Consider the following 13,928-nt stretch of genomic DNA (forward strand, 5'->3'; position numbering starts at 1 on the left):
GGGAAGGCCTTCCCCTGCGTCCGAGCCTTGGTCTCGACGGACCCCTTCTGCGGGGCGGCTGCCCCGCAACGCCCCGCTGAGAGTGAGAGAGCGGACTTGTTTCCGGTGACGGGTTGAAGGTCGGAGAAGAGGTCTCTGACGCCCGTCGTGGAGATTGGTCCCATGAATATGCAGGTCCTCAATGCGCGCCGTGACACCAGCGGCGGTTACAAGGTCGATGTCGGCCGGGGCGAGCGGGTCGGCCGCGTCTCGTCCGAATGGTTCTCGCGCCCGGCCGACGAGCGCTACCTTTCCTTGTCCGAGTTGGCCCACACGGTCCGCGACCGCACCGAACGCAGCCGGACGCGGGTGGTGGAGAGCGCGCTTATACACGTCGAGGCGAACCGCAACGACCCGGAGCGGTTGGCCCTGATCCTGCCGGGCACGGATGCGCCAATCGCGCCGACGCACTGGTCCTTCGGACAACTCGCCAGCCTGGTCGGAGCGCCCGCCGCCTATTTGCGGCAGCTCCCGGCCGCACTTGCCGGCATCAACCTGCAATACGGCCTGGCCTCCAATCGGGCCGAACAGATCAAGACGCTCGAAACCGATACTGGCCGTGTCGAGCTGCGCGCCGTCACTGGCCCGGACTATGGCCGCATCTACGATCACGAACTGGTAGAGGCGGTGCAGCGCATCGCCGGCAACGGCACAGGCGACACACGCTGGAAGGTCCCGGGCGTGCTCGACTGGTCGACCGGGATCTACAATCCGCGCGTCGACATCACCAAGGATACGACCACGCTCTACGCCTCTGATCGCGACGTCTTCCTGTTCCTGGTCGACGACCTGAATCCGATCGAGGCCGGCCGACTGCCGGACGGCGCGCCCGATCTCTATTTCCGGGGCTTCTATTGCTGGAATTCCGAGGTCGGCGCCAAGACGCTCGGCATGGCGAGCTTCTATCTGCGCGCGGTCTGCCAGAATCGCAATTTGTGGGGCGTGGAGGATTTCGAGGAAATCACCATCCGCCACTCCAAATATGCCGCCAATCGCTTCGCGCACGAGGCAGCCCCGGCGCTGCTGAACTTCGCGAACTCCTCGCCCCTGCCGTTCGTCAACGGCATCAGGGCGGCCCGCGAGCGGATCGTCGCCAGGACGGACGAAGACCGCACTGACTTCCTGCGTCGTCGCGGCTTCTCCAAGGCCGAAACCGGCAAGATCATCGACAGGGTTCTGGCCGAGGAAGGCCGCCCGCCGGAGTCCATCTTCGACTTCGTGCAGGGCATCACTGCCGTCGCACGCGACAAGCCGCATCAGGACGCCCGCCTCGACATGGAGGGCAAGGCCAAGAAGCTGCTCGATCGAGCTGCCTGAAAATCGTGAAGCCGGAGATATGGATGTCCGTATTTCCGGCTTTGCGCGTTCGTGCCTTCCCGTTTGTCCGGTTCCGTGGCGCTGCCCTCATAGAGTGAGAGGGCGGCGCTTCGCTTCGTGACGGGTTGGAGGTCGAGAGAGAGGCTCCCGACCGCCCGTCGCGGAGATTATCCCGATGGCTACTGCCACTCAAAAAATCACCCTGTCGTGCTCGCGCGACATCCCCTTCAACAAGCTCGTTTTGAGCCAGGCGAACGTGCGCCGCATAAAGGCCGGCGTTTCGATTGAAGACCTTGCGGTCTCGATCGCGCGTCGCGGCCTGATCCAGAGCCTTCACGTCCGGCCAGTCCTCGACGCTGACGGACAGGAAACCGGCATGTTCGAGGTTCCTGCCGGTGGCCGCCGCTATCAGGCCCTCGCGATTCTGGTGAAGCAAAAGCGCCTCGCCAAGACCGCGCCGGTTCCCTGCGTTGTCGGCGACGCTGCCAGCGGCATCCTCATGGAGGAAATCTCGTTCGCTGAGAATGACGAACGCGTTCCGCCACATCCTCTCGATCAGTATCGCGCTTTCCAGACCATGCGCGACAAGGGAATGACCGAGGAAGATATCGCCGCCGCCTTTCTCATTGACGTGAATGTCGTCAAGCAGCGTCTGCGCCTGGCCTCCATCTCGCCAGTGCTGCTCGATATCTATGCCGAAGACGGTATCGAGCTGAAGCAGCTTATGGCCTTCACCGTCTCGCAGGATCATGCGCGCCAGGAGCAGGTCTGGGCAGCGATTAAGGACGGCTGGCAGAAGGAGCCATGGCAAATCCGCCGCATGCTCACCGAGACTGCGGTACGCGCATCCGACAAGCGCGCCGCGTTCGTCGGCATCGACGCCTACGAGGCGGCGGGCGGCTACGTCCTGCGCGATCTGTTTGAGGACGACAATGGCGGCTGGCTGCAAGACCCGGTACTGCTCGATCGACTGGTCGGCGAAAAGCTGAAGACCATTGCCGAGGAAATTGCCGGCGAAGGCTGGAAATGGGTCGAGATCGCCGTCAACTTCCCCTATGGCCATGACGATGGCCTGCGCGGGCTTGTCGGGACGACCGTCGACCTGACGGAGGAAGAGCGTGCTACCCGCGAGGCGCTTCGTGGCGAACATGATCGTCTGGAGGCCGAATACGCTGAGACCGACGATGTGCCCGATGAGATCGATCAGCGCCTTGGCGAGATCGAGCAGGCGCTCGACACCTTCGAGCAGCACCCGGTGATCTACGATCCGGCTGAGATCGCCCGCGCCGGCGTTTTCGTCAGCATCGATCGTGATGGTGATCTGGTCGTCGATCGCGGCTTTGTCCGCCCCGAGGATGAAGCTCCGGTCGCTATCGATGGCCAAGCGAGCATATGTGGACACCCCCTCGGTCAAGCCTTTCTTCTGATCTTTTTGAACCCGGCTGGCTGCTCGCATATGTCCGGCCTCTCTGATGATCGGCCGAACGGCCGCGGGCCTTGATGAAATCCGCGGATCATGGTCCCAATCAAAAAAGCGCATTCTGCAGATGCAGTCTCGCGAACGGGTTGTCCTGATCCCCGGCGGAACCGGTATTCATCACGATCGTCTGGCAGGCCCTCCGAACTCGGTGACGCTGGTGCGTCGGTTTCTATGCGATGGCGTTTGTGTATACCGTCTGCCGAGTCATCACGGCCCATGCGATCCGCGCCATCTTGTTCGCCAGCGCCACGGTCGTCAGGCGCGGGGGCTTCGTTAACAACAATTTCCTGACCCACTCGATGAGCGGCCCGTGCATCTTATGCCTGACATGCCTGAGGACGGCTGTCGCGCCGACGATCAGCAGCGTTCGCAGATATCGGTTCCCGGCCTTCGTGATCCTGCCGAGGCGCTCTTTTCCTCCAGACGAATTCGATCGTGGCGTCAGCCCGAGCCATGCGGCAAATTCTCGCCCCGACCTGAAGACTGACGCATCAGGCACCGTCGCCGCCAGTGCTGTGGCAGTGATGACGCCGACGCCCGGGATCGTCGCAAGCCTGCGGCCTGCTTCGCTCGTTCGTTGCCATTCGCGTATCTTGGCTTCAAGTGTCCTGACCTCGGCGGTCAGGGAGTCGATTTGCCTGGCCAAGGATACGACAATGTCAGTCACGAGCGGCGGAACGTCCAGCTCTGTCGGCTCGTGTGCGAGCACCCGCTCGACGAGCTCTGCCGTTCTTTCGATCCCGACCGGCGCCACGATGCCGATCTCGGTGAGATGGCCTCGTAAGGCGTTCACCAGCATGGTCCTCTGCCGGATGAGGAGAGCACGCGACTTGTGCACCATCAGGATCGACTGCTGCGACGCGGTTTTGATTGGAACGAACCGCATGGTCGGCCGGGTCACAGCCTCGCAGATCGCCTCGGCATCCACCATGTCGTTCTTCCCCCGCTTCACGTACGGCTTCACATAAGCCGGCGCCATCAGCTTGACCTCATGGCCCATGCCTGTCAGTTCGCGAGCCCAGTGATGCGCGGAGCCGCACGCCTCCATGCCGATCAGACTCGGCTCCAGCTTGGCAAAGAATGCAAGAAGGTGTGTGCGCCGGAGTTTCTGAGCGATCACGACACGACTGCTGTCATCAATGCCGTGAACCTGGAAGACATTCTTTGCAAGGTCGATTCCGATTGTCAGCCTGGACATCCCGTTTCCTTTCCAACGTTTGATTGGTCCCTGCCGATATTCTCGGCGGTAGTGGTGGGGGTGTCCACATCATCAATAATGATGCCGATGACATAGCTTCAGAAGTCGGTGCCCGCGCCAGCATCCAACGGGCCGTCATCACCATCGGCGGCCAACCGGCCGAGCCGGAGGATGATGACGAAGAAGACGTCATCAAGCCGCTGCCGGAACGGCTCGTGATCGAGCTGACCGCACATCGCTCGCTGGCACTTCGCGATGCGGTCGGCGCCAATCCTCATGTGGCGCTCACGGCCCTTTTGCATAAGCTGGTTCGCGACACCTTCCAGCGCACCGGTACGTCGGGTGCAAGCCTGCAAGCTTCGGTCAATCACGTCTTCTTCCGTGAGCAGGGCAGGGATCTTGCTGAGGCATCCTATACGAAATCCGTCACGCAACGGCATGAAGACTGGAAGACGGATATTCCGGCCGACGATGACGCGCTCTGGGATTGGCTTGCCGCGCTCGACGACACCAGCCGCCTGGCGCTGCTCGCCCATTGCGTCGCTTTCGGGGTCAATGCTCTCTACGAGCGCCCGAATCCCCACAGCGCTACCGGCATTTCGCAGGCAGGTCTGGACCGCCGCATGGCTGAGGCGGATCGGCTGGCGCGTTCCACCGGGCTGGACATGGTGGACGCAGGCTTCCGACCGACGGTCGAGAACTATCTCGGCCGCGTGACCAAGCCCCGTATCCTCGCCGCCGTCCGAGAAGGTGCTGGCGAGCGTGCGGCCCAGCTCATCGTCCATCTGAAAAAAGGCGACATGGCGGTGGAGGCCGAGCGCCTTCTGGCGGATAGCGGCTGGCTGCCTGAACCGCTGCGCCTTGCCGATCTCGATGGCGAGGCTGCCGCAGAGGTCACGGCGGCCGAAGCGGATGGCGCGGGGGAGGCGCTGCCCGATTTTCTCGCCGGTGACGACGAGGACGATATGGACGATGCCGACAACGACGACGATCATGGTGCGACGATCGCGGCCGCATAGACGCGACGCAGGGCCGATGTGGTCGGCCCCGCATTTCTGGTCCCCTTCAGACAAGGCGTTCCGCTGTCCGGCGGAGCGCCTTTTCTCATGCCAAGCTCGGTCATCCCTTCCTGCTTGTCCAGGGATGGAGCTGTATCAGTGGTGAGCAGCACTTCTTGAATTTCTTGCCGCTCCGGCAAAAGCATCGATCATTCGGTCCGGTATGGCGACCGAGGTCGACGAAGACGGCACCAAGCCTTTGCTGGACGTCTCGTCCGAGTGCTGCGAGATGGTTACGGTCCATCGTGAACTGGTTTCCCACGGAATGCCGCTCGATCGTTCGCTGTAATGTGTCGGCAGCCCGTATCCAGTCCGAAACGCTCGCAAACCGACCGAGGCTCTTCTTGATATTGATCAGCCGCTTTTGTCCCACGAAATCGTATGTGCGGACAGGGTCCGAGAGAAACAGGATTCTCGTCTCACCGTTTATCGGCGGGGTGATATCGATCAATACCCCGTCCTTCTCCCACACTGCATGATGTTCCGCCTCGATGAACACGCGCGGCCATTCCCAGATCAGCCAGCCATAGACGAACGATCCGCCGTCACGGTCCACCTTGGCCGAGACATTGTTGAAGCATTCTGATGGTTGCGCATCGCCATCGGGCTGGACTGCAACATAGGACGGCCTGGCGTCGGCATTAATGCCGGCGCAGAACTCCACCACGGCGGGGCTGATCTCATTCGGCGACGTCGTATAGCTCTTCTTGAACAGGTCGGTGCTGATTGCGGGCACGCCGATCCTCCGGGTTCGGTGTTACGGCTATCAGTCGCGTTGCACGACGACGACCTGCGACAGGCCCCGGTCGATGGCCTGTTCCTTCGCCCGCTCTATCACCTCGTTCAGAAGGATGTCGAAGGGGCCGGAGCCTCTCCGGTCCTCTTTGTCGCTGATGTGGAAATAACCTTTTTCACTGGTGCCGGGAACGCCGTCCCTGTGAACGCGCACAACGATGTGGCGTTCGTCCGGCATTTCGGGCGGCGCCCAGATAACTGTTACCATTTTTCGGCCTCCATAACCCATGCACGTGCCGTCACCATAGCGTCATCGACAAGACGGGCCATGTCCGCACCAGGAATCATCCTGTGTAGGGAGAATATCTCAACTCATGGTGGACGGTTCCGATTTATGATCTTCTCCTGCTTATTTCCTTCTGGACAATAGTTTGAATATCCGACGAAACAATATCGCCGCTACATTGGGGGATCGCATGGAAGTCGAAGGACAAACGATCCAGGCGATATGGGATGCGTTGCAAAGACCGGAGCCGTCCGATCGCCCTGTCCCGGTTTCGTTGGCCACAAGGATCGCGGAAACCGGATGGGCATCGACGGCTGATATCGAAGATTTGCTGCTGATGCTCGACCGCAGATCGGACCCGCCTGCGGTCATCGATATCGAAAAGTTCACCGCCGCGCTCAACCTGCCGTTTCGCGCTGTGTTCTCGCGCCCGAAACATCGGCTCGATGACGGTTTCGGTCATTCCATGCTTTCCGCGATCGATGCCGCCGCCTTTTGCATCTTCATCGAACGGCTGGGCTTCCGGATCGATCTGACGACCTTGTGCGCTCGGCTCAAGGGGGCAATTCCGCCGGTTTCCCATCTGAGCGAGGACGAGATCTCGGTTCTCTTCTATGATCAGAACCGTCATCGCATGCCGCCTGTGACCCTCTCGGCGCCTCATCGGCCATGGCGGGGAATGCGCACGATGCGACACAAGACGGGATCGGGCTACCGACTGGAATATGTGATTGATGACAATGGCGAGCCCTTGTGGCTGAAGATCGTCGCTCCGAAATATCGCAAGCGCCCAGAGACGCAATCCGTGACCTGCCCCGATTGCGGAATGCTCTACGTCAAGGGCCTGCGGACCGACGAACAGGTGCACCGGTCGTTCCACCGCAAGCGTTTTGCCATCATCGACCCGAAGCCGAACTGGCAATTCGCAGATGCATTGTCCCGCGATCTCGACGCTCCCTGGGTGGATGCGTCGTCACCGAAATGGAAACGCAAGGCGGTTTATGATCGAGCGCTCGAGTTCAAGCGCGAGCTGAGCTACGATTTCGTGCAATGGCAGACCGACCCCGATCACGACAGTGAAGCGGTCGGGTTTCTGTTTTCCGATGACGAGGACCGGATCGTCGGTGCCTGTGCGTTTCGCCCCCAGCCGGCTGGACGCGGTGACAACCCTTGGCGGCTCGACTGGATATGGATGTGCCCCGATGCGCGGCGCCGGGGTCTGTTGGGGCGCCAGTGGGATCGCTTTCGTCAGCGGTTCGGTGTCTTCGACATCGAGCCGCCGATCTCGGAAGCGATGCAGGCGTTTTTACGCAAGCGAGGATGCGCCGGCCTGATCAGGTGATCGTTTTAGGAATTCGGCCAGCAGCCTGTTAAACGCCTGCGCCTCCTCGCGATGGACGGCATGACCTGTCCCGGCGAGCCGGATCGGCTTGCCCGTCCAGACGTTCCGGTAAGAGAGGCTGTCGACATAGTCCAGATTGACGACGGGATCGTCAGCGCCGTTGATGATCAGCAGGGGGATCGCCGTCGTTTCGGCCACCTTGCGCTGGTCGCTGGTTTTGCCGGCCTGTGCGTCTTCCATCATATATTGCCGCGCCCGGCCGTCGGTGCGCCGGATCGCGGCGAGGAACGTTTCATTGCCTTCGTCCTTTTCCCCGAGCGCCATCCTGGCGATCATCCCAACCTGTTCTTCGGTAATGACGAGGCTGCCGGTATAGCCCATGTCCGGGCTGGGCACGAAACCGGCGATCAGTCCCTCGATGCTGTTTTCGATCGGCGGCGTGCCGAAAATGGCGGCGCCGGCAATCGACGCTTCGTGGCGCGCGAGCAGTTCCAGCGCGACATGACCGCCGAGTGAATGGCCGAGCACCGCGTATCGTGTCATGCCGATCCCGGTCAGCAATTCGGAAACGGCATTCGCATAGCCGCTCATGCTGTAGCTTCGACGTGGGTCTGTCGCGTCGGAGGAGCCTCCGTGACCGGGCAGGTCGATGGCAATGGTTCGGTATGTGTTCCCGAATGCCGCAATCTGGGGCGCAAAGCTCTCCTTGCAAATAGAGTTGGCGTGCAACATTACAATCGCAAGGCCATCGGCGCGATTATCGTAAAAAGCTATTCTGCCGTGTGATGTGTCGAAAAACTGTTCTTCCATATGTTCTCTCATGTCGCTTGTCGTTCATGTCGCCGTCCCCGATTTGATGGGACGGTTGCCACGCATGTTCATGACGCGGAGGGAAGCCGCAATATGCAAATCTGCATGTAACGGCGGTTGTCGGAAAGGAAGAGGACCGTGGGACGGGTTTGAGCCCGGGCGGTCGAGAGAGAGCGCTGCGCGGGCTTCCCGTTCCCGCTCTCCTGAGGCTTCCTCTCATGAACATCGCCTTGCCCGTGGCCGCTCCGGTCGCCCCTGTTGCCCATGCGCCCGCCATTCTCGCGGCCGCTAATCATCTTCTCGACTATCTCGAACGCGGTGAGCGCGTCGACACGACTGTCCTGCGCTCGGCCATGGAAACCGCCTTCGGTGTGTCCGATTCCAGCGGAGTCTGGAATTGGAAAGCGGCCTACGACGCTTGCGAAGTCGCCACGGTCCTGTTTCTGCGCAAATACGGACGTGCGCTTTTCCGTAAAGCCGTCTCTCCGGTTTCGCGGCTTTCCGCCCTGTCGAAAATCGCCGGCCTCCTACCGACCCAAACCCGCCGCTCGGAAGAGAGCCAGGCATTCCAGCAGTTCTCGACGCCGGTTCCGTTGGCCTTGGCGGCGGTGACGGCGGCGGCCGTCACCGCGAACGACATCGTGCTCGAACCTTCCGCGGGGACCGGGCTTCTCGCCATCCTGGCCGAGATCAGCGGCGGCACGCTCGTCCTGAACGAGTTGGCTGAGGTCCGCGCCGATCTGCTCGCCTCTCTCTTTCCGGCCATCGCCGTCACCCGCGTCGACGCCGCGCAAATCGACGATCATCTTGCACCAGGCGCGGTGCCATCCGTCGTACTGATGAACCCACCGTTCTCCGCCCTGGCGAATGTCTCCGGCCGCGTGGCCGATGCCGGCTTCCGCCATATCGCCTCGGCGTTGAACCGCCTCGCGCCCGGCGGACGGCTGGTGGCGATCACCGGCGCCAATGTTGGCCCGGATATTCCCGACTGGCGCGACGCCTTCGTCCGCTTGCAGGACCGGAGCACGATCGTCTTTTCCGCCGGTATCGCCGGCTCGGTCTATGCCAAGCACGGCACGACCTTCCCGACAAGGCTCACGGTCATCGACAAGGTGCCTGCCGAGGATCCCGCCATCGTCCCGGCCTCGCCGGGCGTGGCGCCGGACGTCACCACGCTGCTCGGCTGGATCGAGGCTCAGGTTCCGCCACGTCGGCCTGTCGCGTTGCCGGAAATCCCGGCGCAGCGCCCGGCCACGGTGCCCCGCAGCGAGCGCGGCTATCTCACCCGCTCGGCCGTTTCGCGTCCGGCTGCGGCCGTCGCCGATCCCGAAGGCGTGGAACTGGCTTATGAGAGGGTGGATTGGACGCCGCCTGAGGGCGCGCATCTAACCGACGCCATCTATGAAGAATACGGATTGCAGTCGATCCGCATTCCCGGCTCTCAGGCCCACCCGACCAAGCTGGTCCTGTCCGCCGCGATGGCGAGCGTCGCGCCGCCGAAGCCGAGCTATCGGCCGATGCTGCCAGCCAACATCCTCGGCCTCCTGTCCGACGCCCAGTTGGAAACCGTGGTCTATGCCGGTGAGGCCCACTCCGACTATCTCGCCGGATCGTGGACGGTCGATGACACCTTCGACGTCATTCAGGCCGCACCGGCCGACGCCGCGAAGGCGGTGCGTTTTCGCCGCGGCTTCATGCTCGGCGATGGGACCGGCGCGGGCAAGGGACGCCAGTCGGCCGGCATTATTCTGGACAATTGGTTGCGCGGTCGCCGCAAGGCCGTCTGGGTCTCGAAATCCGACAAGCTGATCGAGGACGCGCAACGTGACTGGTCGGCGCTCGGCATGGAGCGCCTTTTGGTTACGCCGCTCTCGCGCTTTCCTCAAGGCGCAAGGATCACCCTGTCGGAAGGCATCCTATTTACAACCTATGCTACGCTACGCTCCGACGACCGTGGAGAGAGGGTTTCCAGGGTCAGGCAGATCGTCGAATGGTTGGGCTCCGACTTCGATGGAGTGATCATTTTCGACGAGAGCCACGCAATGCAGAACGCCGGCGGAGGCAATGGAGAACGCGGCGATGTCGCCGCCTCACAGCAAGGACGCGCAGGGCTGCGGCTGCAGCACGCGCTTCCCGACGCGCGTGTCGTCTATGTCTCCGCCACCGGCGCCACCACCGTCCACAATCTCGCCTATGCGCAACGGCTTGGCCTCTGGGGGGCTGAGGATTTCCCCTTCGCCACGCGCGCCGAGTTCGTGGAAGCGATCGAGGACGGCGGTGTCGCGGCCATGGAGGTTCTGGCCCGCGACCTCCGCTCGCTCGGCCTCTATACCGCGCGCGCGCTGTCCTATGACGGTGTGGAATACGAGCTGGTCGAACATCGGCTCACGGAAGAGCAGCGTCGTATCTATGACGACTATGCCGGGGCATTCTCGATCATCCACCGCAATCTCGACGCGGCGATGGAGGCGGCCAACATCACCGGCAGCGACGGCACGCTGAACAGGCAGGCCAAGTCAGCCGCCCGCAGCGCCTTCGAATCGGCCAAGCAGCGGTTCTTCGGGCACCTCCTGACCAGCATGAAAACCCCAACGTTGCTCCGCTCGATCGAACGCGATCTCGAGGCGGGGCACGCCGCCGTTATCCAGATCGTGTCGACTGGCGAAGCGCTGATGGAACGCCGGCTGGCCGAGATCCCGACCGAGGAATGGAACGACGTCCGCGTTGACATCACGCCGCGCGAGTACGTTCTCGATTACCTTGCCCATTCCTTTCCGGTCCAGCTCTATGAGCCGTTCATGGACTCGGATGGCAACCTGTCGTCGCGTCCCGTCTATCGCGACGGTCAGCCCGTCGAGAGCCGCGAAGCCGTTGCTCGCCGTGACGAGCTGATCGAGCGGCTTGCTTCGCTCCCGCCCGTTCCCGGTGCGCTCGACCAGATCGTCCAGCGCTTCGGCACGGACATGGTGGCGGAGGTGACGGGCCGCTCCCGCCGCATTGTCCGCAAAGCGGGTGCCGCCTCCATGTCGGGCGCCGAGCCCATGGGGGATCGCCTTGTCGTCGAGAACCGCGCGCCATCGGCCAATCTGGCGGAGACGGCCGCCTTCATGGACGATCTGAAGCGCGTGCTGATCTTCTCGGACGCGGGTGGGACCGGGCGCAGCTACCATGCCGAGCTGTCGGCGCGGAACCGCCGCCTGCGCGTCCATTATTTGCTGGAGCCCGGCTGGAAAGCCGACGCGGCCATTCAGGGGCTCGGGCGCACCAACCGGACGAACCAGGCGCAGCCGCCCTTGTTCCGTCCGATCGCGACCGACGTGAAGGCGGAAAAGCGCTTTCTCAGCACCATCGCACGGCGTCTCGACACGCTCGGCGCGATCACGCGCGGCCAGCGCCAGACCGGCGGGCAGGGCTTGTTCAGGGCCGAAGACAATCTGGAGTCGCCCTACGCACGCGACGCGCTGCGCCAACTCTACCTGCTGCTCGTGCGGGGCAAGATCGAGGGATGCTCGCTCGACCGCTTCGAGGCAGCCACCGGCCTGAAGCTGATGGACAGCAATGGCATCAAGGATGAATTGCCGCCCATCACGACCTTCCTGAACCGGCTTCTGGCGCTCACCATTGAGCTTCAGGCCATCCTCTTCACCGCCTTCGAGCAATTGCTCGACGCCAAGGTTCAGGGAGCCATCGCCAGCGGCGTGTACGATGTCGGGCTGGAGACGCTGACGGCCGAGAGCTTCGTCGTCACAGACCGCAAGACGATCTACACCCACCCGGCGACGGGCGCCGAAACACGGCTGCTCGCCATCACCGAACGGCGGCGCAACCGGCCGATGACGCTGGACGATGCCTTCGGCTGGATCGCCGACGGCAACGGCAAGCTGCTGGTCAATGCCAAGTCAGGTCGTGCCGCCGTGCAGGTTCCGGCGCCTTCGCTGATGCTGGACGATGGCGAGATCGAACGGCGCGTGCGGCTGATCCGGCCGATGGAGCATCACCACGCTTCGCTGAAAATGATGGCCGAAAGCCATTGGGAGAGAACCGACCGCAAAACCTTCGCCGCCGTCTGGAACCGGGAGGTCTCGGAAGTTCCGGCTTTCTCCGACAGCGCCATTCATGTGGTCGCCGGACTTCTACTGCCGGTGTGGAAACGCCTTCCGAATGAATCGACGCGCGTCTATCGGCTCCAGACCGATGACGGCGAGCGCATCATCGGTCGCCGCGTCTCTCCGGCCTGGGCCGCCAATGCGACCGCGGCCGGCAGGACCGCGCTTGCGGCGGACGACGCCTTCGCCGCGCTGATGGACGGCCGCACGATCCTGGATCTCGCCGAGGGCCTGCAGCTTCGCCGCGTCCGCGTCATGGGGGCGAACCGCATCGAGCTTTCCCGCTTCAGCGAAGCCATGCGCGAGAGGCTGCGCGCCTATGGTCTCTTCACGGAGATCATCTCGTGGAAGCTCCGCTTCTTCGTGCCCGTCGATGCCACAGGTGTCACGGTGCTCGGCAAGCTGCTCGAAACCTATCCGGTCGAGCGCATCGTTGAACGGGAGGCAGCTTGATGTCCCGTCACGATGCCTCGGATCTGGCAATCCGTCTCGGCCGCAACGCCGAGGCGGTCTGCCGCCACTATCTCTCGTCCGGCCATCGTGCCGGACGATACTGGCTCGTCGGCGATCCGCAGAACAATCCCGGCCGGTCGATGTTCGTGCGCCTGACCGGGCCGGAAACCGGCAAGGGAGCCGCAGGGAAATGGACGGACGGCGCAACACGCGAACATGGCGATCTTCTCGACGTCATCCGCGAGGCGCTTGGCCTGGTCGACTTCAGGGACGTGGCCGAGGAAGCACGCCGTTTTCTCTCGCTCCCGCATCCCGAACCGGAAAGGACGAGGACGCCGACCGGCAGGACATCGAGCGTGGCGGTCGGCTCGCCCGAAGCGTCACGGCGGTTGTTCGCCATGTCGCAGCCGATCGGCGGCACGCTTGCGGAAATCTACCTCGACGGGCGAGCGATCAGGTCGCTCGAAGGCACCACCGCGCTGCGCTACCATCCGCGCTGCTACTACAGGCCCGACGAGCATTCGCCCACCGAGATCTGGCCGGCGATCATCGCTTCCGTCACCGACCTCGCCGGACGGCAGACCGGCGCGCACCGCACCTGGCTCGCCCCGGACGGTTCGGGCAAGGCTCTTGTCGAAACACCGAGGCGGGCGATGGGCGACCTTCTCGGGTACGGCGTCCGCTTCGGGATTGCCGGTGAGGTGCTGGCGGCTGGCGAAGGGATCGAGACCGTACTGTCACCCCGCCAGGTCCTGCCCCACATGCCGATGCTGGCGGCGCTCTCGGCCGCGCACCTCGCTGCCATCCTGTTCCCGGCAACGCTGCGCCGGCTCTATGTCCTTCGCGATCGCGATCCGGCAGGCGACGGTGCAAGGGACAGCCTGATTGCCAGAGCAGAGAGCGTCGGGATCGAGGCGATTGCGCTGTCGCCGGTCGGCGAGGACTTCAACGACGATCTGCGCTGGCGCGGTGTCTACGCCCTGCGGGCGACCTTGATGGATCAGCTTCGTCCCGAAGACGTCAGCCGGTTCATGGAGGGGTGAGAAGATTGGTGGGGAACGAGGCGCGGCCCCAGGCACCTCCGCCTGCCGCCTCCGCCCATCC

9 protein-coding genes and 2 pseudogenes are annotated in these 13,928 nt (G+C 63.2%); 7 read left to right on the forward strand and 4 right to left on the reverse strand.

Annotated features, from left to right (window positions below; all coding sequences use genetic code 11):
- Positions 1-162 precede the first annotated feature (162 nt).
- On the forward strand, positions 163-1,356 hold the full coding sequence (locus ASB66_RS05940) for a hypothetical protein (protein ID WP_060719286.1): 1,194 nt from the start codon (positions 163-165) through the stop codon (positions 1,354-1,356).
- A 175-nt stretch (positions 1,357-1,531) separates the two neighbouring features.
- Positions 1,532-2,722 (forward strand): annotated as a pseudogene (locus ASB66_RS05945) (ParB/RepB/Spo0J family partition protein); the annotation flags it as partial.
- Between the two features lie 283 nt (positions 2,723-3,005).
- Here the strand turns inward: ASB66_RS05945 and ASB66_RS05950 are convergent.
- The gene (locus ASB66_RS05950; RefSeq protein ID WP_060718548.1) at positions 3,006-4,034 is read right to left on the reverse strand and encodes an IS110 family RNA-guided transposase; all 1,029 of its coding nucleotides are present in this window, start codon (positions 4,032-4,034) and stop codon (positions 3,006-3,008) included.
- An 89-nt stretch (positions 4,035-4,123) separates the two neighbouring features.
- Between ASB66_RS05950 and ASB66_RS05955 the strand changes: the two are divergent.
- Positions 4,124-5,053: pseudogene (locus tag ASB66_RS05955) on the forward strand (hypothetical protein); the annotation flags it as partial.
- A gap of 100 nt (positions 5,054-5,153) precedes the next feature.
- On the opposite strand, the gene ASB66_RS05960 reads toward ASB66_RS05955, so the two are convergent.
- A complete protein-coding gene (locus ASB66_RS05960; protein WP_060719735.1) occupies positions 5,154-5,828 on the reverse strand; it encodes an SEC-C metal-binding domain-containing protein in 675 nt (224 codons plus the stop codon).
- A 30-nt stretch (positions 5,829-5,858) separates the two neighbouring features.
- Positions 5,859-6,095, reverse strand: coding sequence for a hypothetical protein (locus ASB66_RS05965; RefSeq protein ID WP_060719734.1), 237 nt, complete (start codon positions 6,093-6,095; stop codon positions 5,859-5,861).
- Between the two features lie 208 nt (positions 6,096-6,303).
- Between ASB66_RS05965 and ASB66_RS05970 the strand changes: the two genes are divergently transcribed.
- On the forward strand, positions 6,304-7,455 hold the full coding sequence (locus tag ASB66_RS05970) for a C2H2-type zinc finger protein (protein ID WP_060719733.1): 1,152 nt from the start codon (positions 6,304-6,306) through the stop codon (positions 7,453-7,455).
- On the opposite strand, the gene ASB66_RS05975 is transcribed toward ASB66_RS05970, so the two are convergent.
- The gene (locus ASB66_RS05975; protein ID WP_234823924.1) at positions 7,420-8,142 is read right to left on the reverse strand and encodes an alpha/beta fold hydrolase; all 723 of its coding nucleotides are present in this window, start codon (positions 8,140-8,142) and stop codon (positions 7,420-7,422) included. The two genes, ASB66_RS05970 and ASB66_RS05975, sit on opposite strands and share 36 nt — an antisense overlap.
- On the opposite strand from ASB66_RS05975, the gene ASB66_RS26635 reads away from it, so the two are divergent.
- The 3 genes from ASB66_RS26635 to ASB66_RS05985 all read left to right on the forward strand — a co-directional run bounded on the left by ASB66_RS26635 (position 8,089) and on the right by ASB66_RS05985 (position 13,867).
- Positions 8,089-8,241: a hypothetical protein gene (locus ASB66_RS26635; protein ID WP_234823925.1), complete on the forward strand. Its 153-nt coding sequence runs from the start codon at positions 8,089-8,091 to the stop codon at positions 8,239-8,241. The two genes, ASB66_RS05975 and ASB66_RS26635, sit on opposite strands and share 54 nt — an antisense overlap.
- A 242-nt stretch (positions 8,242-8,483) precedes the next feature.
- Complete coding sequence (locus tag ASB66_RS05980) at positions 8,484-12,824, forward strand: strawberry notch family protein (protein WP_060719731.1); 4,341 nt, start codon at positions 8,484-8,486, stop codon at positions 12,822-12,824.
- On the forward strand, positions 12,824-13,867 hold the full coding sequence (locus ASB66_RS05985; RefSeq protein WP_060719730.1) for a DUF7146 domain-containing protein: 1,044 nt from the start codon (positions 12,824-12,826) through the stop codon (positions 13,865-13,867). The genes ASB66_RS05980 and ASB66_RS05985 overlap by 1 nt, the downstream gene beginning before the upstream one ends.
- The last annotated feature ends 61 nt before the right edge of the window (positions 13,868-13,928 follow it).

This window comes from Gillisella vitis (genome assembly GCF_001541345.2).
In the GTDB taxonomy this organism is placed as follows: Bacteria; Pseudomonadota; Alphaproteobacteria; order Rhizobiales; family Rhizobiaceae; genus Allorhizobium; species Allorhizobium vitis.